Annotated in this window: 24 protein-coding genes and 1 tRNA gene; 15 read left to right on the top strand and 10 right to left on the bottom strand. The window is 62.3% G+C overall.

What is annotated here, in order from left to right; genetic code table 11:
• Positions 1-12: 12 nt before the first annotated feature.
• From gpt to BLP76_RS17280, 3 genes are all read left to right on the top strand, one after another.
• Positions 13-510: a xanthine phosphoribosyltransferase gene (gene gpt, locus BLP76_RS17290; protein ID WP_092816248.1), complete on the top strand. Its 498-nt coding sequence runs from the start codon at positions 13-15 to the stop codon at positions 508-510.
• 22 nt (positions 511-532) lie between these two features.
• Positions 533-1,981, top strand: coding sequence for a TrkH family potassium uptake protein (locus tag BLP76_RS17285; RefSeq protein ID WP_244514652.1), 1,449 nt, complete (start codon positions 533-535; stop codon positions 1,979-1,981).
• Between the two features lie 50 nt (positions 1,982-2,031).
• A tRNA-Leu gene (locus BLP76_RS17280) sits at positions 2,032-2,118 on the top strand.
• Positions 2,119-2,340: 222 nt separating this feature from the next.
• Here BLP76_RS17280 and BLP76_RS17275 read toward each other — a convergent pair.
• The 3 genes from BLP76_RS17275 to BLP76_RS17265 form a co-directional block, all read right to left on the bottom strand.
• Complete coding sequence (locus BLP76_RS17275) at positions 2,341-4,089, bottom strand: PRC-barrel domain-containing protein (RefSeq protein ID WP_170130557.1); 1,749 nt, start codon at positions 4,087-4,089, stop codon at positions 2,341-2,343.
• A 139-nt stretch (positions 4,090-4,228) separates the two neighbouring features.
• On the bottom strand, positions 4,229-5,365 hold the full coding sequence (locus tag BLP76_RS17270) for an FAD-dependent monooxygenase (protein WP_092816244.1): 1,137 nt from the start codon (positions 5,363-5,365) through the stop codon (positions 4,229-4,231).
• 45 nt (positions 5,366-5,410) lie between these two features.
• On the bottom strand, positions 5,411-5,647 hold the full coding sequence (locus BLP76_RS17265) for a zinc-finger domain-containing protein (protein ID WP_092816242.1): 237 nt from the start codon (positions 5,645-5,647) through the stop codon (positions 5,411-5,413).
• Positions 5,648-5,817: 170 nt separating this feature from the next.
• Here BLP76_RS17265 and BLP76_RS17260 point away from each other — a divergent pair, with 170 nt between their 5' ends.
• The 4 genes from BLP76_RS17260 to BLP76_RS17240 all read left to right on the top strand — a co-directional run bounded on the left by BLP76_RS17260 (position 5,818) and on the right by BLP76_RS17240 (position 8,723).
• A complete protein-coding gene (locus tag BLP76_RS17260) occupies positions 5,818-6,582 on the top strand; it encodes an alpha/beta fold hydrolase (protein WP_092816240.1) in 765 nt (254 codons plus the stop codon).
• 242 nt (positions 6,583-6,824) lie between these two features.
• Positions 6,825-7,670, top strand: a complete 846-nt coding sequence (cysE, locus tag BLP76_RS17255) for a serine O-acetyltransferase (protein WP_092816238.1) — start codon at positions 6,825-6,827, stop codon at positions 7,668-7,670.
• Between the two features lie 62 nt (positions 7,671-7,732).
• Positions 7,733-7,945 carry a DUF3126 family protein gene (locus tag BLP76_RS17250; protein WP_092816236.1) on the top strand — a complete coding sequence of 71 codons (213 nt, stop codon included), beginning with the start codon at positions 7,733-7,735 and terminating at the stop codon, positions 7,943-7,945.
• Between the two features lie 250 nt (positions 7,946-8,195).
• The gene (locus BLP76_RS17240; protein ID WP_092816232.1) at positions 8,196-8,723 is read left to right on the top strand and encodes a gamma carbonic anhydrase family protein; all 528 of its coding nucleotides are present in this window, start codon (positions 8,196-8,198) and stop codon (positions 8,721-8,723) included.
• A 122-nt stretch (positions 8,724-8,845) separates the two neighbouring features.
• Here BLP76_RS17240 and BLP76_RS17235 read toward each other — a convergent pair whose 3' ends face one another.
• Complete coding sequence (locus BLP76_RS17235; protein WP_244514651.1) at positions 8,846-9,511, bottom strand: transglutaminase-like cysteine peptidase; 666 nt, start codon at positions 9,509-9,511, stop codon at positions 8,846-8,848.
• Between the two features lie 228 nt (positions 9,512-9,739).
• A complete protein-coding gene (locus tag BLP76_RS17230; protein ID WP_092816228.1) occupies positions 9,740-10,405 on the bottom strand; it encodes a PilZ domain-containing protein in 666 nt (221 codons plus the stop codon).
• A gap of 216 nt (positions 10,406-10,621) precedes the next feature.
• On the opposite strand from BLP76_RS17230, the gene BLP76_RS17225 reads away from it, so the two are divergent.
• Together BLP76_RS17225 and BLP76_RS17220 are read left to right on the top strand one after the other, a co-directional pair.
• A complete protein-coding gene (locus BLP76_RS17225) occupies positions 10,622-11,317 on the top strand; it encodes a rhomboid family intramembrane serine protease (protein ID WP_244514650.1) in 696 nt (231 codons plus the stop codon).
• A gap of 149 nt (positions 11,318-11,466) precedes the next feature.
• Positions 11,467-11,895, top strand: a complete 429-nt coding sequence (locus tag BLP76_RS17220) for a CBS domain-containing protein (RefSeq protein WP_092816226.1) — start codon at positions 11,467-11,469, stop codon at positions 11,893-11,895.
• A 9-nt stretch (positions 11,896-11,904) separates the two neighbouring features.
• On the opposite strand, the gene hisI is transcribed toward BLP76_RS17220, so the two are convergent.
• Both hisI and folE read right to left on the bottom strand, forming a co-directional pair.
• Positions 11,905-12,312 carry a phosphoribosyl-AMP cyclohydrolase gene (gene hisI / locus BLP76_RS17215; protein ID WP_092816342.1) on the bottom strand — a complete coding sequence of 136 codons (408 nt, stop codon included), beginning with the start codon at positions 12,310-12,312 and terminating at the stop codon, positions 11,905-11,907.
• Between the two features lie 19 nt (positions 12,313-12,331).
• Positions 12,332-12,952, bottom strand: coding sequence for a GTP cyclohydrolase I FolE (gene folE, locus BLP76_RS17210; RefSeq protein ID WP_092816224.1), 621 nt, complete (start codon positions 12,950-12,952; stop codon positions 12,332-12,334).
• Positions 12,953-13,075: 123 nt separating this feature from the next.
• Here folE and BLP76_RS17205 point away from each other — a divergent pair, with 123 nt between their 5' ends.
• Genes BLP76_RS17205 through thrS form a run of 3 tightly spaced genes read left to right on the top strand, consistent with a single transcriptional unit; the run spans position 13,076 to position 15,960 of the window.
• A complete protein-coding gene (locus BLP76_RS17205; protein WP_092816222.1) occupies positions 13,076-13,573 on the top strand; it encodes an iron-sulfur cluster assembly scaffold protein in 498 nt (165 codons plus the stop codon).
• Positions 13,542-13,931: a membrane protein insertion efficiency factor YidD gene (gene yidD, locus BLP76_RS17200; protein ID WP_338081430.1), complete on the top strand. Its 390-nt coding sequence runs from the start codon at positions 13,542-13,544 to the stop codon at positions 13,929-13,931. Before BLP76_RS17205 ends, yidD begins: the two co-directional genes overlap by 32 nt.
• Before the next feature lie 37 nt (positions 13,932-13,968).
• Complete coding sequence (thrS, locus tag BLP76_RS17195; RefSeq protein ID WP_092816340.1) at positions 13,969-15,960, top strand: threonine--tRNA ligase; 1,992 nt, start codon at positions 13,969-13,971, stop codon at positions 15,958-15,960.
• Positions 15,961-15,977: 17 nt separating this feature from the next.
• Here thrS and BLP76_RS17190 read toward each other — a convergent pair whose 3' ends face one another.
• A complete protein-coding gene (locus BLP76_RS17190; RefSeq protein WP_244514649.1) occupies positions 15,978-17,111 on the bottom strand; it encodes a hypothetical protein in 1,134 nt (377 codons plus the stop codon).
• 77 nt (positions 17,112-17,188) lie between these two features.
• Between BLP76_RS17190 and BLP76_RS17185 the strand changes: the two genes are divergently transcribed.
• Entirely contained in the window at positions 17,189-17,800 is a 612-nt protein-coding gene (locus BLP76_RS17185; RefSeq protein ID WP_244514648.1) for a nitroreductase family protein, read from the top strand.
• 9 nt (positions 17,801-17,809) lie between these two features.
• Positions 17,810-18,427 carry a flavin reductase family protein gene (locus tag BLP76_RS17180; protein ID WP_092816218.1) on the top strand — a complete coding sequence of 206 codons (618 nt, stop codon included), beginning with the start codon at positions 17,810-17,812 and terminating at the stop codon, positions 18,425-18,427.
• Here BLP76_RS17180 and BLP76_RS17175 read toward each other — a convergent pair.
• Complete coding sequence (locus tag BLP76_RS17175) at positions 18,393-19,316, bottom strand: HpcH/HpaI aldolase/citrate lyase family protein (protein ID WP_244514647.1); 924 nt, start codon at positions 19,314-19,316, stop codon at positions 18,393-18,395. The two genes, BLP76_RS17180 and BLP76_RS17175, sit on opposite strands and share 35 nt — an antisense overlap.
• Positions 19,317-19,437: 121 nt before the next feature.
• Between BLP76_RS17175 and BLP76_RS17170 the strand changes: the two genes are divergently transcribed.
• On the top strand, positions 19,438-20,580 hold the full coding sequence (locus BLP76_RS17170; RefSeq protein WP_092816216.1) for a DUF2336 domain-containing protein: 1,143 nt from the start codon (positions 19,438-19,440) through the stop codon (positions 20,578-20,580).
• Positions 20,581-20,583: 3 nt separating this feature from the next.
• On the opposite strand, the gene BLP76_RS17165 is transcribed toward BLP76_RS17170, so the two are convergent.
• The gene (locus tag BLP76_RS17165) at positions 20,584-21,363 is read right to left on the bottom strand and encodes an NAD kinase (RefSeq protein ID WP_092816214.1); all 780 of its coding nucleotides are present in this window, start codon (positions 21,361-21,363) and stop codon (positions 20,584-20,586) included.
• Positions 21,364-21,365 lie beyond the last annotated feature (2 nt).

Here is a 21,365-nt window from a genome sequence, read left to right as displayed (position 1 = left end):
AACGAGAGAGATATGGTGCAAGAAAAGGCCTTCCCGGTTTCCTGGGAGCAGTTTCATCGCGACGCGCGGGCGCTGACCTGGCGGCTCGCCGGCGCTGGCCCCTTCGAGGCGATCGTGTGCATCACGCGCGGCGGACTCGTGCCGGCGGCCGTGGTGTCGCGCGAACTTGAAATCCGGCTGATCGAGACAGTCTGCGTCGCGTCCTATCACGACTACAAGACGCAGGGCACGACCGAGGTCCTGAAGCCGATTTCGGAACAGGTGCGCCATCTCGGTGGCGCCGGCGGCAAGGGCGTTCTGATCGTCGACGACCTCGTCGATACCGGAAAGACGGCCGCCATCGTGCGAGAAATGTTACCGGATGCGCATTTCGCTACGGTCTATGCAAAACCCAAAGGGCGCCCGCTGGTCGATACGTTCGTTACGGAAGTGTCCCAGGATACCTGGATTTATTTCCCGTGGGATCTGGGGCTGAGCTTCCAGCCGCCGATTTCCGGCGCACCCAGCTGACGCCACAGGCGCAGGCGACACCTTGCTTCGGTATCAACCTATCCTGGCGATAACCGGCCTCCTTCTGGTGGCGCTCGGCGTGGTGATGATTCTGCCGGCCCTCGTCGATCTTTCGGCCGGCAATCCGGATTGGATGGTGTTTGCGCTCTCAGGCGTGGTGACGGCGCTCGTCGGCGCGGTCTTCGCCATTGCGGGGCGCGAGGAAGAGCCGCTCGGCCTCAATCTCAAGCAGGCCTTCATTCTCACCACCGTTCTGTGGTTCGTGCTGCCGGGTTTTGCGGCCCTGCCGTTCCTTGGCCTCGATGTCGATTATGCCGATGCGTTCTTCGAGACGGTCTCCGGCATGACGACGACGGGTTCCACCGTCCTCACAGGCCTCGACAGCCTGCCGCCCGGCATCCATCTCTGGCGCTCGCTCCTGCAATGGATCGGCGGCGTCGGCATCGTCGTCATGGCTATCATCATGCTGCCGTTCCTGAAGGTCGGCGGTATGCAGCTGTTCCATGCCGAGAGCTCCGATCGCTCGGAGAAGGTGCTGGCGAAGTCGTTCGATCTCGCCGCCTGGATCGGCGGAATTTATGTCGGGCTGACGCTCCTCTGCGCGCTCGCCTATGCGGCCGGCGGCATGACCTTCTTCGATGCGATCTGCCATGCGATGACGACGCTTTCGACCGGCGGATTTTCGACCCACGACGCATCCTTCGGCTATTTCGGCGACAATCCGGAGCTTCTTTGGACCGGAAGCTTCTTCATGCTGGCGGGGGCCATGCCGTTCGTCGCCTATATCGGCGCGTTGCGTGGTCGTCCTTACGAGATCGTGCGCGATCCGCAGGTGCTTGCGCTCGTCGGTCTCCTGCTGATCGTGTGTACGGGTCTTGCCGTCCAGCTGACGCTGACGGGCGAGTTCACGTTCGGCCAGGCGCTGCGCCACTCCACCTTCAACGTCGTTTCCGTGGTGACGACCACCGGCTATGCCTCGCTCGACTACACGCAGCTCGGCACCTTTTCGGTCGGACTCTTTTTCGTGCTCACCTATGTGGGGGGCTGCACCGGCTCCACGGCCGGCGGCATCAAGATCTACCGTCTCGTCATCCTTTGGGAGATCATTCGCCGCCAGATCAGGCTTCTCGCCCATCCTTCGCGCGTCGATCCCCTGCGTTATGCCGGTCGTCGTATCCCGGCCGATGTTCCGCCTTCGGTTCTGGCCTTCCTGACACTTTATGTCGGAACCACGGTGATCATCACGATGATCCTGGCGGCGCTCGGTCTCGATTTCATCACCGCCATTTCCTCGGCTGTGACCGCGGTCGGCAATGTCGGTCCTGGACTTGGCGAGATCGTGGGCCCGGCCGGCAATTTCTCTTCGCTTCCCGATGCCGCCAAGATCGCACTGACCTTTGCGATGGTGCTTGGGCGGCTGGAGCTCTTTACGGTCTTGGTGCTTTTCGACCCGGCCTTCTGGCGCTGGTGAGATACGCCTCTTGCCGGCTGTCATAAGCGCGGCTAGGCAAAGAGCCGCACGCGGGCGTGGCGGAACAGGTAGACGCAAGGGACTTAAAATCCCTCGGTTGGAAAACCATGCGGGTTCGAGTCCCGCCGCCCGCACCAACCCGCGATCTCCTCTGTCGCGCTGCATCACCTCGCCGTTATGACCGGTGAAGGCCGCGCGGCCGCTCAGTCGATGTCGGGAGCGTTCTCCCAAATACCGCTCAGGCTCCCCCCATACTCTCTGGAGAGGGAAGGGGCTGAGCTGCCCCTCGGCAGTCCGACAAAGAAAAACCCGCCGGCCGGAGCCGACGGGTCGCATCTGTCTGAGTGAACGCTGGGAGCTTACTGCGCGTCTTCGTATTCCGGCGCATCTTCCAGCTGATTCTGGGTGGCGTTGATCGAATAGCGGGTTTCGCCGTTCGCGTCCTTCTGGACGTTGAGCGTATCGTACTCGACCGCCACCGGCTTCTCGCCGATACCCAGGAAGCCGCCAACATCAATGATCACGGCACGGACATCGCCATTCTGGCCGACGATCACGTCGTCGATATCACCGACGCTCTCATCATTGCTGCCATAGACGGTCGCGCCCATGATGTCCTCAGCGCTCATTCCGCTGGGCTGTGCACCGCCCGGAGTGGACTTGCTGGAGCCCATGTCGCTCTGATCACGCGAAGCGGTGGTCATGGAGCCTGCGCCAGCACTTTCCTTCATGCCCGACTTGGTGGTGTCTGACTGGCTGTTCTGAGCGGTCTGCGAGCCCGTCGTATCGCCATTCATGTCGCTGGTGTTGCTGGCGACATTGCCTTCCTGGTCGGACATATCCCACTTCGGCGCGTTCTCCAGATCGGCGCGCGTCATCGGGATTGTGAGGCGAGGCTCATTCTCGTTCGAGGCCTGGGTCATCTCGACCTGGTCGAATTTGACGGCCACAGGCTTCTCGCCTACGCCGAGGAACCCGCCGACGTCGATCACGATCGAATCGATCTTGCCGTTGTCGGCAAGAATGACGTCGTTGATCTCACCCACGCTCTGCTGCTGATCGTTCGGATTTGCAGCGAGTGTTTCGTTTTGGCCAGCATTGCTGCCCGTCGCTGCATCGCCTGTTGCCGAAGCCGGACGATTCGTCGCCATCTGCTGATCAGTGCTGTCGCCGGACGCCGTTTCGCTCGTGCCCATGGCCGTCGTCTGGCCGGAGGCGTCGGTCTTCACGCGATCCTGCATGTCGGTGACGGGTTCGCCGCTCGCCATGGTGTCGCGCTCGCCCATAGCACCGCTCGCCTGACCGCTGTCAGTGTTGTTCTGCAGAGCCTGCTGCTGGCGCTGGCGAGCATCGCTGTCGGTTGAACCTGCGCCCATTGCGCCCTGTCCGCTCGCGGACGAGTACACTTCTCGACCAATCCAGTCGCTCAGGCGCGTTTCGCCCTGCTCCGGCTGAGCAAACGCCGTCTGCCGATCCTGGCCGCTCATCGCGCTGTTATTTGTGGCGCTGTTATTTGTGGCGCTGTCGTTCGTGGTCGTGGTGCTGGAGGCGGCCTGCTGCGATTGATCCTTGGTCATGGACCCGCTTGCAGCGCCAGCCGAAGAGGCGGTCGTCGACGAGGCATCCGTGGAGCTCGCGCTGTCGGTGCCACCGTCTTTCTGCATCTTCGCGTAGCTGCGCTGATTGTCATTCTCCTGGAATTCAGGAGCGTTCTTCAGCTCTTCTTCGGTGGCATCCACGACCAGGCGCATTTCGCCGTTCTGGTCCTGTGTCACCTGAAACTGATCGTAGTCGAGGGCGACTTCTTTTTCGCCCAGGCCGAGAAAGCCGCCGACGCCGATAATGGCCGCGGTGATATTGCCGTTCTCGTCGACGAGAAGATCGTCGATGTCGCCGACTTCTTCAGCGTCCGATCCGGCCGAGGAGTAGACGGTCTGGCCCATCCACGAGGAGGCGAGATCTTCGCCCTGCTTCTGCTGCGTCTTGACGCCCTCGGTGGTCGACTGAGCCTGCGTGGTCTCGTTCTGATTGGCCGGCTGCGTCTGGGCGATCGCGCCGGTGGTCAACAGTGCGGCAATCGCCGTACTCGCCATCAATGTGCGGATCATATAGTAATCTCCTTGCATCTCGGATGCTATTGAGGCCGCGCGGATGTGTGTGGAAGCCGTTCGCGCGGCCGTTACCACCCGACAACGTTAAGTGGTCGATCGGGTTCCGATTGCGGAGATGTATAACTCGCCGAAATGCTTAGGCGGTAAAAGAATATAGCCAATCCTGGCGGCGCATCAAAACTTCGCCGGGAAGTGCCAGAAGCGCAGTGTTCCTGAGGCCCGCGACGAGACTGGGCATGGTGTAAATCTGGAGATTGCTCTCCGCCATGGATACAACCTTACGGACGCGTGGCTTGCGCGCGAGCTCGTAACGGGCGAGTTGCCCAGCCAGCGCTCCGTCGCGCGCGAGCTCGGCGGAAAGCGTCGCTGCATCCTCGATCCCCATCGCGCCTCCCTGGGCGGCCGTCGGCAGCATGGCATGGGCGGCGTCGCCGAGGAGAACGGCACGACCTTTTGCCCAGGCAAGGCTCGGGTCGACGGTTTGGAGCGGCCAGGGCAGCCATTTCTCGCGCAGGGTTTCAGAGGCGAAGAACGTGGCGATTTCGGATGCCGCATGAAAGAGTACAGGGCCCGATGGTCCGGTCGCTTTTTGCGGCTCGATTGCCACGATGTTGAGGCGCTCGCCCCGCCTGATCGGATAGTGAACGACGTGCCAGCCGGGGCCCATCCATAACGTGGTGCAGCTCGTGTCGAGCCAGTCGGGTGCGGCCGCGACGTCGATGCTCACGCGCCAGGCGACATGTGTCGAGGGGGAGGGCTCAGCCCCTGAGACGAGCTTTCGGCGAACTACCGAGCGAAGGCCATCTGCACCGACGACGAGATCGGCGTGATTTTCCTTACCTGCAGCCTCGAAGGCGACACCGCTTTCTTGCGCGTCAAAAGCCTCCACACCTGCGCCGAGATGAAGGCGCACCGAGGCCTCTTTGCGAACCGCCTTCAGCAAAACGTCCTGCAGGTCGGCGCGATGAACGAGCCAATAAGGCGCGCCGTAGCGCGCCTGCGCCCATTCTCCCAAGGGCAGGGCCGCCAGAAGGTTGAGGCGCTGACCGTTGCCGATCTGCAGCTTATCGGGCGCAACGACGCATCTCCTCAATTCCTCCCCCAGGCCGAGCGCGAGGAGAAGGCGAGAGGCGTTGGGCGACAATTGGATGCCGGCGCCCACTTCTTCCAACGTTTCGGCACGCTCGAAGAGATCGAGCTCGAAGCCCTTGCGTGCCAGCGAAAGCGCGAAAGTCAGGCCGGAGATGCCGGCTCCGATGACGGCGACACGCATCTTATAAGGAAGGGCAGGGGCGGGTGCCCATGCTCCCCTGCAGCCTCATTCCTGGTAAACGGCTTCGGCCGGCCGCGCCTGCTTGGGGCTGAGCGAACGATCGAGCTTGTAGAGGGTCGAGCAGTACGGGCAGATGATTTCGTGCTCGTCGCCCATGTCGAGGAAAACGTGCGGATGGTCGAACGAGGGCAGCGCGCCGATGCACATGAACTCGCTGGCGCCCACAGAAATCGCCTCCACTCCGCCGGTATTATGAAAATGCGGAACCACGTTCTCCGCCATCGTCACTCGTCCTGTGCGTTGTTGTCGGTTTGCGGAACATAGGCGTGCAAGGGCGGCGGGCCAACGCCAAAATGCCGGCTCGTCGAGATGTCCGCTTGTGCTTCGCGTTGACCGTCCGCAGCATGAGGGGCTAAGCGGCGGCATGATCCATTCACACGTCCATCAATCTCATGCCCTCCTTTGAAACGTCAGACGGCCTTGCCATCGCCTATCTCGACCAGGGAGAGGGCGAACCACTCCTCCTTATCCATGGCTTCGCTTCGAGCCATCGGGTCAACTGGCAGTCCACCGGCTGGGTGCAGGCCTTCAATGAGGCCGGATATCGCGTGATTGCGCCTGACAATCGCGGGCATGGCTGGTCCGACGCGCCGCATTCGGCCGATGCCTACGGCATGGAGCGGATGGGACGGGACATGCTGGAGCTTCTCGATCATCTCGGCATCGAACGCGCCCTCATGATGGGCTATTCGATGGGCGCGCGGATCGCGACGCACCTTGCCGTCGGAGCGCCTCAGAAGGTCGAAGCCCTCATCATCGGCGGGCTCGGAGATCAGCTCGTCCAGGGATTCGGCGAGGCCGATGACGTTGCAGCCGGCATGCGTGCTGCCTCCATGGAAGAAGTCGTTGGCGAAACCGCAAAAGGATTTCGTGTCTTCGCCGAACAGACCGGGTCGGATCTCCTGGCGCTTGCCGCCTGTATGGAGGCCGGCCGCGAAAACCTTACTCCCGACATGCTTGGCAAGCTCACCATGCCTGTGCTCATCGTTGTGGGGTCTGAGGATGAGGTGGCCGGCGATCCGGAAGCGCTGGCAAAACTCATCCCCGGCGCCGAGACGGCGATCATCCCGCGGCGTGACCACATGCGCGCGGTTGGGGACAAGGCGACCAAGGCGGCGGTCTTGGAGTTCCTGGAGAGCCTTCGCAAAGTGGCCTAGCGGCGTCCGAGAGTGGTGGGCAAACGGTGCGAACCGGCGCCGATCATGTCAGGGAGCTGTTGACCCCGGGTCGGGCCAGCATATGCTGATTTTCATTGGAAGCTATATAACACGGTGCGTGGCCCGCGGGAGCGGTGGTGACGGCAGAGAGAGCCTGCATGATCTCTCTGGCAAACTGAGCGCGCCGCACCAGATATCCGGGCGCCGGACAACCGGATCGTGACGTAGCGAGAGGAGCCGATATGGCTGTCGAACAAACCCGCCTGAGCTCGGGAGCCGAAACGGTCGATCCGGTCTGGGCTCAGCTTCGCCGCGAAGCCGAAGACATTGTCGCCCGCGAGACCGTGCTGGCCGCCTTCATCTATTCGACGATCTTGAACTATCCGCGGCTGGAGGATGCGGTCGCCCATCGTGTCGGTGACAGGCTGCGCCATCCCGGCATTTCGACAGGACAAATTATCCGGTCTTTCGGTGAGATGTATGAGGATCAGCCGGAACTGTCGGAGGTTCTGCGCATCGATCTGATGGCCGTTTATGACCGCGATCCGGCATGTGAACGGCTGATTGAGCCGGTGCTCTATTTCAAAGGTTTCCACGCGATCCAGTCGCACCGGCTGGCGCATTGGCTTTGGCAGCAAGGTCACAAGGATTACGCGCTCTACCTGCAAAGCCGGGCTTCGGAAGTTTTCCAGGTTGATATTCATCCGGCCGTGCCTCTCGGACGGGGGATCTTCATCGATCACGCGACTGGTATCGTGATCGGCTCCACTGCCGTGATCGAAGACGATGTCTCGATCCTCCAGAACGTGACACTCGGTGGGACTGGAAAATCCTGTGGGGACCGTCATCCCAAGATTCGTCACGGCGTCCTCATCGGCGCCGGCGCCGAGGTTCTCGGCAATATCGAAATCGGGCATTGCTCGCGTGTGGCGGCCGGGTCGGTCGTGTTGAAACCGGTGCCGCCGATGGTGACGGTTGCGGGCGTGCCGGCGCGAATCGTTGGAAAAGCGGGCCGCGATGAACCCGGTCGTTCCATGGATCAGCTCCTGCGCGAGGCGGAGCAGGGCAGCGACGACGTTTCCGGCTGAGCCGGTTGAGATCGGCCCCTCGTTATGTCAGGACGGGCCAAACCAAGTTAAAGGGTGTCGCGTTGAGCATCGACGAACTGAAAAAACTCCAGGCCTACCTGCAGAGGCTTTTCGACAACGAGAAGATCCAGGTGAAGGCTCGGCCGCGGAAGGACGATTCGGCGGAGGTGTTCGTCGGCGAGGAATTCGTCGGCCTCATCTTCCGGGACGATGAGGATGAGGATCTCTCCTACAACTTCTCGATGGCGATCCTGGATTTCGACCTGCGCGCCTGACGGCCGCCGCAGACGAACATGACGTGAAAATGCGGGCGGTCGCGGCGAGCGGCCGCCCGTATCTCGTTGGGCCCATCCGAGACGGTTACGTTAGCTTTCCAGCGACCGCGACGTGCACCTTGATGTGCTTTGGCGCCTTGCGTCGCAGGGAAGCTGCGCCAAAGATCGTGGCCCTCGGGCTTGCCGTGGCGGGTCTGGGGAGCGCATGTTCGGGCACGATGTTTCTCAGTTTCCTGGTGGCTGCCCGCACATGAGCATTTATTGTCTGAAAGAACGGAAGCCTGACCTGCCCGAGAGCGGCGCCTACTGGATCGCGCCCTGCGCAAGCGTGATCGGCGACGTGCGCCTGGGTGACGACGCGAGCATCTGGTTCGGCGCCGTTTTGCGGGGCGACAACGAGCCGATCACCGTCGGCCCACGCTCCAACGTCCAGGATCTCAGCGTCATCCATACCGATCCTGGGTTTGCCTGCACGATCGGCAGCGATTGCACGATCGGCCACCGCGCCATCCTGCATGGCTGCACGATCGGGGATTTCTCACTCGTCGGGATGGGCGCGATCGTTCTGAACGGCGCGAAGATCGGCCGCTTCTGTCTGATCGGCGCGGGTGCCCTCATCACCGAGGGCAAGGAGATCCCGGATTATTCTCTCGTCGTCGGCTCTCCCGGGAAAGTGGTGCGCATGCTCGATGAGGCTGCGCAGGAAGGCCTGCGGGAATCGGCCGCGAGATATGTCGACAACGGTCGACGCTTTCGGGAATCTCTTGGCGAAATATAGAGCGCTTCAGTCCGGAGCCCGGCTATCCTAGCTCGATAAAGCGCCGGGCGGTTCCTTGAGGGACCGGCCGCTGAGCCTGGTTGGAAACCGGAGAGTTTGGAGGCGAGCTGGCTAGATCAGATTCAGCGCACGCGACCTGTGGCGTCGAGCGGCTGCCAGCGGGAATCGTCGATGGCGACCCATTTCTTCGGATCCGCGATGTCCTGCCGTTTCACGTAGCGGTAGCCGGTTTCGCTCCACAGGCGGATATCGGAGACCTTGTTGTCGAGCACGTAGTCGCCGCGATCGGTGCGCACCACGAGCACGGCATGGCCGGCGCCAACTTCGTCGAAAACCACGGCGACCAGGAGGTCGGAGGTGGGCCAGCCGCGTGCGACGAGCTGTTTGCGCTTTAAAAGGACGTAATCCTCGCAATCGCCGTAGCCTTGCGGAAGTGTCCAGACTTCTTCCTGCCCATAATATTCTTCGTCCGTCACTGCCTTGACAGTATCGTTGACGTAATTGTTGACCCGTACCAGATCCTGCCAGCGCGAGGGCGTCAACGGTAAGGGCGAGCGGCCGCCATGAACCACGCATTCGCCCGGAAACGATTTGCAGAACGCACGATGTCCAATCGGCGGCGATGCATAACGGCCCGTGCGCATGACCGGTGCGCTGATGCTGCCCGTGATCCTGATGCCAAGACCGGAGCTTTTTTGTTGAGCCTGGACCTCCGCCGGTGCCGCCACAAAAACGGCGAGGGCAAAAGCTGCCCCAAGCATTGTTCCGGTCACTCTGTTCAACCGCATATCGCGATCCCTCGTTTTGAGAGACCGTATCGCCGGCGGCTTATGCGCGGGCTAAGCGGTTCTTTCGGAGTTTCACACTTTCGGCAAGCTCTTCTTTACGCTGCCTACCATTTGGTTGAAATCAGGAAGTTTTCCTGAAATTGTCGGCAAGTTGAAGTGCTTTTACATCAGAGTCGAATGTCGGTCTGGTTAAAAAGATGTTGTTGCGGAGCCCGGCAAAGAGCGGCGTCATAGACTCCCGTCGGTGAAGAACTCTTCCTCGATAATCTGCTCGATCTCTTCTTCCGACATGATGCGCATAAATTCGATGGCGACGCCGTCGCTGAAATGGCGCACGACGCGGCCGCCCAGCCTGCCGAGGTTCACGCGTGAGCCAATCGGCGGGCGCTCCGAAATGGCGAGCGCGGCGCCGGTCTTCGACATATCGATGATCTTGCAGTCGATCTGCTTGCCACCCGGCAGCGTCACCCGCGTTTCCGTGGTGGCCGGTACCCGCCGCACGGAGCGGCGGTCATCGCGGAGCTTGAGCACGTCGCGGCGTCCGAGCCACGCGAGGGTGTTGGCGAGCTTTTCCCGTTTGCGTGCCGAAGCCGTGATCGTGATGGCGAAGCCATTTTGCGTGTGACGCGTGATGATGCCTTCGATGCGTCCGATTTGCTCGGCATAGATGATGATCTTCTCGCCGACGTTGCCTCTGGCGGGGCTGATGATCGCGGCCCCACCGGCGGACACGTTGCGCATCTCGCAAGGGTTCTCTCGCTGATCCGCAAACATGCAGCGTCCGAGCAGGTTGACCTCGACGCGCTCGTGCTGACGACGATTGCCTTCGAGGTCCTCCACGGTGATTTCCACCGTATCTTTGGGTGCATCAGTGTCTGTGGGAGCGATGGTCATTGCTCGTGAAGCCAGGAGCCTGTGGCAAAACTATCATAGTGCAAGTTAACCATCTGTAAGCGTGTGTGGCAGAAATAAACAGTGTTTTTCCAAGCCTTTTCCTTGCCCGGACGCTCAGTGCTTGCGAAGGGGTGGGGCGTCATCCCCCGGATGCTCCACTTTTCGCCTTTCTCCGAAGAAGCGACCCGTCCCATGCCAGAACGAGAACGAGAGAGAATGTTCAACCTGCCGACGGTCCTCGTATGGACTGTCGGTGTGCTGATCGTCGTGCACGTCATACGCGCCCTGTTGCCTTACCAGAGCGACGTCGAGGTGCTCATGACGTTTGGCTTCGTGCCGGCACGCTACACGGGGGCGGCCGAATTCCTTCCTGGAGGGATCGCCGCCTGCTTCTGGACGCCTCTCACTTATGCGCTGCTGCATGCCGACTGGCTGCATCTTGGGGTGAACGTTCTTTGGATGCTGAGCTTCGGGAGTGCCGTGGCGCGGCGTTTCGGGACCTCTCGCTTCCTCCTCTTGCTGCTGGTGACGATCGCCGCGGGTGCGCTCGCGCAGTTTCTGGCAATGCCAGGGAACGAGACCCTCGTCATCGGAGCCTCTGCCGGCGTCTCTGGCATTACGGCGGCGGCCGCACGGTTCGCGTTCGCGCCGGGTGGGCCTCTGGCGGGCGGCGGCACCCATCCGAACGCCTACCTCGTGCCGGATCCGGGGCTGAGAGCGAGCCTGCTCAATCCCTACTCCGCCTTTTTCATTTTGATGTGGTTCGGCATCAATCTCTTGTTTGGTGTCGGCGGACAGATGCTCCCTGGTGTGGGAGGCGCGATCGCCTGGCAGGCCCATATCGGCGGATTTCTCGCAGGCCTTCTTCTTTTTCCCTTGTTCGACCCGGTTGGACACGAAGCCCGTTCATAGGCTCTCGGCGATCTCTGGGGTCTTGGTTCTTCGAGAAAACTCAATCTCAGAAGAGTTCAAACTTGTGCCGTCTCGCCCTAGGATACTGATAAGCGGACCAAGCAAATGTCCGCATTCGGGCAAATGTCCGCATTCGGGGAGGACTACACATGCATGTACGGCAATTGCTGGAGAGCAAAGGCAATGACGTCGTGACGTGCAGGCCACAGATGAGCCTGCACGAAGTCGCAGTCATGTTGTCAGAACATCGTATCGGCGCGGTCGTCGTGACCGAGGGAGCGGCCATCAAAGGTATTTTGTCGGAGCGCGACATCGTTTCCGCCGTCGCACGCGAGGGAACGGGTGCGCTCAGCCAGCCGGTAGCGAATTTCATGACGGCGCGCGTGCGTATCTGCCGCATGCATCATACGACCGACGACCTCATGGAGATGATGACCAACGAAAGGTTTCGCCATCTGCCTGTCGAGGAGGACGGCAAACTCGTCGGGATCGTGTCGATCGGTGATGTGGTCAAACGGCGGATCGCCGAGGTGCAGAACGAGGCCGAGGCGATCCGGGAATACGTGACGCAGGGCTGATCGGAACGCCTAATCGCGCATGCGGAGGCGGAGCCCGTCGGGCGTTGCCTCCGCGATGCGGTAAAAGCAATCCCCGCGGCCGGTGTGGCAGGTCCTGGCACGATCTGCGACCGCGACGCGTGCGAGAAGACAATCCTGGTCGCAGTCGATCCGAAGCTCGATCAGCTTCTGGATGGCGCCGGATGTCTCGCCCTTCTTCCACAAGGAGTTCCGAGAGCGGCTGAAATAGTGCACCTCACCCGTAGCGAGCGTGAGATCGACAGCCTCGCGGTTCATCCACGCCATCATCAGGACGTCGCCGCTTTCGGCATCCTGGGTGATGCAGGGCAGGAGGCCCGCTTCGTTGAAGCGGGGCCGGAAATCCCGCGTCTCTTCGATGGCGGCCTCCGAAGAGGCCGTTGCCTGATCGTTCCTCATCGACATCGTCGTCTCTTGATCAGCGGCCTGTCGGACGCACGAGGTTGAGGAATTTTTCGCGTTCGGCGGCCTCGTCATGGAAGAGGCCGGTGAAGCGCGACGTCATGGTCGACGAGCCCTGCTTCTGCACGCCACGCATCGACATGCACATATGCTCAGCTTCCACCATCACCGCGACGCCACGCGGGCTCAGCGCGTTTTCGAGCGCATCGGTGATCTGAGCCGTCATCGTCTCCTGCGTTTGCAGGCGGCGCGCATAGGCTTCCACGACGCGGGCCATCTTCGACAGGCCGACGACGCCGTCGTTCGGATAATAAGCGATATGCACATGCCCGAAAAACGGCAGCATGTGATGCTCGCAATGCGAGTAGAAGGCGATATCGCGAACCAGCACCATGTCGTGATAGCCGCCCACATCCTTGAAGGTGCGTGCGAGCAACGTCCCCGGATCCTGAGGGTAGCCGGCGTAGAGCTCCTCATAAGCCGAAACCACGCGCCGCGGCGTGTCACGCAGACCCTCGCGGTCGGGGTCATCCCCGAGCCAGGCGATCAGCGTTCGCACGGCAGCTTCTGCCTCCTCGCGGCTTGGCTTTCGACCCGCCACCGCGGCCGAGGAGAAGAGCTTCAACGTGCTGTCCATCTTGCGTCCTTTCGAGACGTGCCGGCCGCTCTCGGGTGGAGGTGTGACGCCGGCCTGTCGAACCTATATAAGGCGAAGTAATGATTTTGCCCAAGCTCGGCCACCCCCCGAGCGGAGTGAGCTATGATCGACGACGTCTATAACGCCAGAATTCTGGAATTCGCAGGGAACATTCCCCGGATCGGCAGGCTTGCCGACCCCGACGCAAGCGCCAAGGCGCATTCGCGCTTGTGCGGCTCGACGGTCACCGTCGACCTGAAGCTGCAGGATGGGCGGATCGCGGATTTCGCGCACGAAGTGAAGGCCTGCGCGCTCGGCCAGGCCTCTTCCTCCATCATGGCTCGAACGGTGATCGGTTCGACGCCCGACGAGCTGCGGCAGGTGCGTGAGGAGATGCGCGCCATGCTCAAGGAAAACGGGCCGTCGCCGCAAGGACGCTGGGCCGATCTCCGTTTTCTGGAGCCGGTGCGCGATTATAAGGCGCGGCATGCTTCGACGATGCTGACATTCGACGCCGTCGTCGATGCCCTCGATCAGATCGAGGCTGCGGGTCACGAAGACCCGTCCTCGTTCGGGAGCGGAGAGGGCCGTGAAGCGGCCGGCGCCGGTCAGGCCGCGTGACGCTATGGAGAGGGCTGAAGGATCAGAAGGCGGTCGGCTGAAGCCGCGGCGTTTCTCGCCCGTCGCCAGTGGTCTCCTCGGACTGATCAGGATTTATCAGCTTTCGCTTTCCTCGGTCATGGGCCGCACCTGCCGGCATCTGCCGAGTTGTTCGGACTATACGAGCGAGGCGATTCGTACCTTCGGCGCCTGGCCTGGGCTGTGGATGGGGCTTGCCCGCTTCTCGCGGTGTCATCCTTTCGGCAGCAATGGGCTCGACCCGGTGCCAGCCCGCTTGCCCGACAATGCCCGCTGGTATACGCCGTGGCGTTACGGCCTATGGACGGGCCGACACATCACCGAACGCTTTTCGGATTGAACTATGGAGCGGGCCGATGGGCCCGGACTTTGCTGTCATGAGCCGGATTAGACTTCCCGACGGCCAGGAGCGCAGCTTGCCCGAAGGGGCGAGCGGTGCCGATCTCGCTGCGTCGATCTCCAAATCTTTGGCGAAGAAAGCCGTTGCCGTCGAAGTCGACGGTCAGCTCGCCGATCTCGCCGACAAGCTGCCGGAAGGCGCTACGGTGAAGATTGTCACGCGCGAGGATCCGGAGGCGCTTTCTCTCATTCGTCACGATTGCGCGCATGTCCTCGCGGAGGCCGTTCAGGAGCTTTTCCCTGGCACGCAGGTCACTATCGGGCCTGTGATCGAGGACGGCTTCTATTACGATTTCTTCCGCCAGGAGCCGTTTTCGACCGAGGACTTCACTGCCATCGAAGCGAAGATGCGCGAGATCATCGCGCGCAACCACCCCTTCACGAAAGAGGTGTGGGATCGCGACGAGGCGAAGCGGGTCTTCGGCGAAATGGGCGAGCAGTTCAAAGTCGAGCTCGTCGACGCGATTCCCGAGGGTGACAACGTCAAGATCTATCGCCAGGGCGACTGGTTTGACCTGTGCCGTGGGCCGCATATGGATTCGACCGGCCGCATCGGGGACGCCTTCAAGCTGACGAAACTGGCCGGCGCTTACTGGCGCGGTGATTCCAGCCGCCAGCAGCTGCAGCGCATCTACGGCACCGCCTGGACCTCCAAGAAAGAGCTCGACGCCTATCTCACCATGATCGAGGAGGCGGAAAAGCGCGACCACCGCCGTCTCGGGCGCGAGATGAACCTGTTTCATCTGCAGGAAGAGGCGCAGGGGTCGGTCTTCTGGCATCCCAAGGGCTATGCTGTGTGGCGGGTCCTGGAGGACTACATTCGCCGGCGCCTCGATGAGGATGGCTATGTCGAGGTGAAAACCCCGCAGCTCCTCGATTCGAGTTTCTGGGAGAAATCCGGGCACTGGTCGAAATTCCGCGAAAACATGTTTGTGGTTCCCGATCAGACCCCGAATACGGAAGAAGATGGGCCGGTTCTCTCCGACGAGGTCGATACCTGGCTGGCGCTCAAGCCCATGAACTGTCCGGCGCATGTGCAGATCTTCAAGCACGGGATCAAATCCTATCGCGACCTGCCGATCCGCATGGCCGAATTCGGCTGCTGCCATCGCAACGAAGCGCATGGCGCGCTTCATGGGCTGATGCGCGTGCGGCAGATGACGCAGGATGATGCGCACATCTTCTGCACGGACGATCAGGTGGTGAGCGAAACCGAGCGCTTCCTGAAGCTGTTTGCCCGCGTCTATACCGATATGGGCCTCACCAATATCCGCTATAAGCTCGCGACCCGGCCGGAGACCCGTGCCGGCGACGATGCGACTTGGGATCGCGCCGAGAAGTCCCTTGCGGATGCTCTGACGGCGGCCGGCGTGGAGTTCGAGATCGCCGAAGGCGAGGGAGCGTTCTACGGCCCGAAGCTCGAGTTCCACCTGACCGATGCGATCGGCCGAACCTGGCAGTGCGGCACCTATCAGCTCGATTACGTGCTGCCGGAGCGGCTTGACGCGTCCTATGTCGGAGAGGATGGCGAGCGCCATCGGCCGGTGATGCTGCATCGTGCCGTCTTCGGCACCTTCGAGCGCTTCATCGGCATCGTTCTGGAGCATTATGCCGGGCGCCTGCCGCTGTGGCTTGCGCCGGTGCAGGCGGTCGTCGCGACGATCGTTTCGGAAGCCGATGATTATGCGCGCGAGGTCGAGGAGAAGCTGAAGGCTGCGGGCCTTCGCACCGTTGCCGATCTCCGAAACGAGAAGATCAATTACAAGGTCCGCGAGCATTCGGTCGGCAAGGTGCCGGCGATGCTCGTCGTCGGCCGCCGCGAAGCGGAAGAGGGAACGATTTCTCTGCGCCGTCTGGGTCAGAAGGATCAGATGACGCTGCCGCTCGACGAAGCGCTCCGTCGCCTCAAAGAAGAGGCGACGCCGCCAGACCTTCGCCCGGCCGGCGAAGCCCAGGCCGCCGCGGCATAAGGCTCAAGTGCCTGGCTCTAGCGAGCCAGGCGCATTCCTTCCGGGCGGACGAGGTCGGTCAGCCGGACTTCGACGTCACGGTTCATCCCCGCCTTGATCTCGAAATCACGGGCATAGGTCGTGTCGTCGTGGCGCGCGACTGCGGTGTAGGTGCCTTCCGCAAGGATGATGTGGGGAAAGGCGCCGACCGATTCGTGAATCGTGTCGCCGCCCTGCGTCAGCACCGTCCAGCGTGTGTTGGCGAGCGCTTCGCCGCCTTCCTGTTCCACGAGCTTGAGCGTCACCTCGGCACCGGCATGGTGGATGACGGCTTCCGTCAGCTCGCCGGGTTTCACCTCGATTTCCGCACGCACGATGGCGTTGAGTGTGCCGTACCGGCTGACGACGCTGTAGGTGCCGGCATGCAGACGCACGATGTGATCGGCTTCCGCGTTGGGCGTGACGAGCTCGCGCTTGTCGTTTTCCGCCTCATAGAAGATCTCGAAGGTGACCTTGTCCGCGTCGACGGGGAAGTCGTCACCGACGACGGCCGAAAGCCGAAGCCCTCCTGCCTCCAGAACGAGATCCTCGGTTTCCGGAACGCCGTTCAATTCGATGCGCTGGGTGGCACCCGCACGGCCGAAGGCGGCATGCACATAATAGGCGCCATCGGGGAGGGTGAGCCTGGCCGTCCCGCCGGATGAGGTCGCGATCAGCGGCAGGCTGCCGTCTTCGCTCGGCGTGGTGCCGAAGATTCGCCAGGTCAGACCCTGGCTGAGGTCGGGGCCATCATCTGTCAGACGCGCATTCAACGTGAGGACGTTGCCACCGAGCAGCAATCCCTTTGCATCGCCATCCGGGTTGTTCGGAAAGATGATGGTTTCTTCCGGTCCGGGAAGATTGAACTCGCTCGAAGGCGCGACGAAGTCGAGCTTGTGGGGCGGATCTTCCTGTTGGGGAGGCGGAGGTCCATCCTTGCGAAAGAAGCTCCTTGGCTCATCCCCTAGCGGAGGGGCGCCCGGGCCGAGATCTGAGGCGCCGGGTCCGAAGAAGCCCGCTCCGCCACCGCCCAGGCCGTCTTGAGCATAGGCCGGTGCGGTTACGAGCGTTCCGCCGAAGGCGGTCGCCACGGTCGCGAAAGCTAGGACAATAACCGGGGTGAAGCGGATCATCGGCTCATGCTGTTGAAGGTTCTCTCTGGTCGTAAGCGGCGAACCATGTCGATTTCAAGGTTGAAACGGCCGGAGGCATGATGGAAACCGTTCGGCGCAAAGGCAAAATGACACAGGCGACGATGCACGACCTCCTCGACCATCTGCGCAAACGTCGGAGCACACCCTCCGTCCAGCTTGGCGATCCGGGACCGGATCCAGATACGTTATCCGATATTCTGACCATCGGGGCGCGTGTGCCCGACCACGGCAAGCTCGCACCCTGGCGCTACATTATCTACAGCCGCGAAGACCGGCAACGTTTGGCGGAAACGCTGAAGGTTTTGGTTCTTAAGAGCGGTGACCCCGAGGCCGAGCGCAAAGCGGGAAAGGCCACCCAGTTTGCGATTGCGCCGCTCGTCATCGGCGTTGTCTCGACAGCGGCTGCGCATGCGAAAGTGCCGGTCTGGGAGCAGGAGCTGACGGCGGGCGCCGTTTGCATGAACCTCCTGCACGCAGCCGCGGGTCACGGCTTCGCCGCCCAGTGGCTCACGCAATGGTTCGCCTTCGATCCGGCGGCGCTCCGCGCGCTCGGCGTCGGCGAGAACGAGAAGCTTGCCGGATTCATCCATATCGGGACGGCGAGCCTGGACACGCCGGAACGCGACCGGCCGGATATCTCCGCGCTCACCACTTTCTTTTCCAACTGAGGATTGCAGATGCGTTATACGCCGCGCCTGCGGGACCACGGCCTCGCACATGATCCGTTCAAGGCCATTGTCGCGCCTCGTCCGATCGGCTGGATTTCGAGCCTCGATCCGGACGGGCGTCTCAATCTTGCGCCCTATTCCTTTTTCAACGCCGTCTCCAACGATCCTCATATCGTGATGTTCTCGTCCTTCGGCGAGAAGGACAGCGTGAAGAACATCGAGGCGACCGGCGAGTTCGTGTGCAATCTCACGACGTTCGATCTCCGCGAAGAGATGAATACGACCTCTGCCGCCTATCCACGCGGGGTCAGCGAGGCGGAGGAGGCGGGCCTTGCCATGGCGGAGAGTGCCGTCGTCAAACCGCCGCGCGTTCGCGACGCTCCGACGGCGCTCGAATGCCGGCTTCTCAAGGCGGATCGGCTCGCCGGTCTCGACGGGCAATGGTCCGGCAACATCGTCGTTTTCGGAGAAGTCGTCTCGATCTATGTCGATGACCGCTTCATCCGCGACGACCGCTTCGATATGGCAGCAGCCCGAACGATCGCGCGCTGCGGCTATTTCGACTATGCGGTGGTCGACGGCGTCTTCGAGATCATTCGCCCCAAGGATCCGAAGGTGACGGGCTGACGGCCTGATCGGTTTGAGCGATCTGAGCGGCGCGCGCGACAAGGCGTTCCGCCCGTCTCAGATCGCTCTGATCGCAGGCGCGCCCCTCAATCGCGAGTACGCCCGGATTTCTGGCCTCTCGGAACGCGGCAATGAGGGACTCGGCCACCACGATCTCGTCGGGGCTCGGCGTAAACGCACCATTGATCGCCTCCACCTGTGAGGGATGGATGGCGATCTTGCCCGTAAAGCCGTCCCTGGCAGCCTTCGCCGCTTCGGCGGCAAGCCCATCTGAGTCGGCAAAGTCCTGATAGGGTCGATCGATGCCATCGACATGCGCTGCGCCGGCCGCAAAAAGGCACAGATTGCGCACAAGCGCGGCCGGGTTTCCCAAGTCGCCGTCCTCGTTTCCTGCGCCCTGGCGTCCGATTCCCGCCGGCGGTCGACTGCCACACCAGGCAAGGCCGCAAAGGCGCGGAACGTCGCCGGCATAGCTTCCGAGGGCCAAGACGGAATCGGGCCGATCGCCGGCGATTGCGAGAATTCGCGTGCTGCCGTCTGGAAGGCCGTGAAGCGCTTCGCGGACTGCGATGCGGGCACCGAGGAGCACGACATCGTCGTTTCCTCCCGCGGCCGACAGCACGATGCCCGCCGGCGCTCCGGTCATGACGTGGTCGAGGTCGCCGTCGCTCAAGGGGCTTGCGAGAGCGTCGATACGCACGAAGAGGCGAGGGCGCAGGAGGCCGCGGTGCCTGAGCAAAAAGTCTGTCGCCAGCTTTCGAGCCTTGCCCTTGTCCCGCGACGCGACCGAATCGGCGAGATCGAGAATGAGCGCGTCGGCGCCGCTCGTCAGCGCTCTTGCGAGCTTCCGCTCGCTGTCTGCAGGTACGAGAAGGTAGGAGCGCATCATTTTTCACCCATGGTTGGGGCCATAGTTGGGGACTGAGGAGGGCGCTGCGCCAAGGCCGACGCTATGGTGAACCGATCATTAATCATCCCCGTGCACGATCCCTGTCGAGGAGAGTGTCCTGATGATCGTCGAACGGTTTTTGACCTGGATCGAAAGTGCCGCACCGAGGCGACGTGTGGAAGCCGCGCGTGCGCTCGCACGTGCTTTTCTCACCTCCGAATTGTCGCCGGAGGAGCATGACGGCCTCGAAGCGGCCATGACCATTCTGCTCGACGATCGGAATCGTCTTGTGCGTCTGGCGCTCGCGGAACAGCTCGCAGACAGCGAGATGGCGCCGCACCATGTCATTCTCGCGCTTTCGGCAGATCATTTTGAAGTGGCGACGATCGTGGTCGAACATTCGCCGCTTCTCCTCGACAGCGAACTCGTCGATCTCGTGGCGACACGCGAGCCGGAAGTGCAGGCGGCGATCGCGCGTCGCAGAACCGTGTCGCGCGCGCTTGCGGCCGCGGTCGCAGAAGTCGGGTGCCTGGACGCTGTGATGGATCTCCTTTGCAACGATGGGGCCTGCGTGGCGCGTTTCTCCCTCGACCGGATCGTCGCGCGCTATGGCCACGAGGCGGAGCTGCGCGAAATGCTCTTGGCGCGCAGCGATCTGCCTGTCAGCGTGCGCCAGGTCCTTCTGGAAGATCTCGCTGACAGCCTCTGCGCCTTTGTCTCGGCGAAAGGCTGGCTCTCCCCGATGCAGGCGCGTGCGGTTGCAGACGAAACGCTCGAACGGTCGGCGCTCGTCTTGGCGGAAGACGCCGGACCGGCGGGGCTCGTGCAACTCGTCAACCGACTTCTCGATTCGGATCAGCTGACGCCCGTGCTCCTCGTGCGCGCGGCGGTCTGCGGACAGATCGATTTTTTCGAGCAAGCGATCGCCGCGCTTGCCGATATGCCGCGGCGGCGGGTTTCCGCCCTCGTGGCCGCCGGGCGCTCCTCCGGGCTCGGCGCACTTCTTCGAAAGGCCGGACTGCCCGAGAGCGCCGTGCCTGTCATCGTGACCGTCGTGGAGGTCCTGCGCGACCTCGATTGCGAGGCTGGGTCGGGTCATGATTATCGGCGCGCTACCAGGCTGATCGATGCCGTTCTCCTGCGTTATGGAGCCCGGCCGACGGGCGAGCTCGACGATCTTCTCGCTCTGCTGCGGCGTCTTGCGATGGATGCAAAGCGTGATGCTGCGCGCGGTTACGCCCTTCAGATCAAGGCGGCCGCCTGATCGTCAGTAGCGGAACTGCTCGGCCAGGATGCGTTCGTCCCAGCCGTGATCCGGGTCGAACATGATAAAGCCGGTCACCGTCTTGTCTTCGACGATCGAAACCTGACGCACGCTCTTGAATTCCGTATGGTCTGCGACCGCATTGACCGGCCGCTTATCGGTCTCCAGCACTTCGAGCGTCACTTCGGCCCGATCGGGTAGCAGGGCGCCGCGCCAGCGACGCGGCCGAAACGGGCTGATCGGGGTCAAGGCCAATAAGGGCGCGTTGATCGGGATGATGGGCCCGTGGGCGGAGAGATTGTAGGCCGTCGAGCCTGCCGGTGTCGCAAGCAGGATGCCGTCGCAGATGAGCTCTTCGAGGCGGACATGGCCGTCGATCGTGATCTTCAGCTTTGCAGCCTGATAGGATTGGCGGAAGAGCGCCACTTCATTGACGGCGTGCGCCATGATCGTCTCGCCGTCTGCGGTGAGAACGCTCATGCGCAGAGGATGGACCGGCTCGACCTTCGCTTCCGAAATGCGTTCCATCAGACCTTCCGGCCGGAATTCGTTCATGAGGAAGCCGACGGAGCCGCGGTTCATGCCGTAGATCGGCTTGCCCGAATCCATGTGCGCGTGCAGCGCCTGCAGCATCAGCCCGTCGCCGCCGAGAGCCACCACGACATCGGCATCGTTGGGCGGCACCTCGCCATAGGTTTCTCGCAGAAGGTCTGCCGCCCCCAACGCCTCGGGCGAATCGGAAGACATGATGGCGATCTTCTTGATCGGCGATACGATCGTCATGA

This window comes from Afifella marina DSM 2698 (assembly GCF_900102695.1).
Taxonomy (GTDB): Bacteria; Pseudomonadota; Alphaproteobacteria; order Rhizobiales; family Afifellaceae; genus Afifella; species Afifella marina.
Note: the sequence above shows the minus strand (reverse complement) of the source record. Positions and strands in the feature narration are given on the sequence as shown.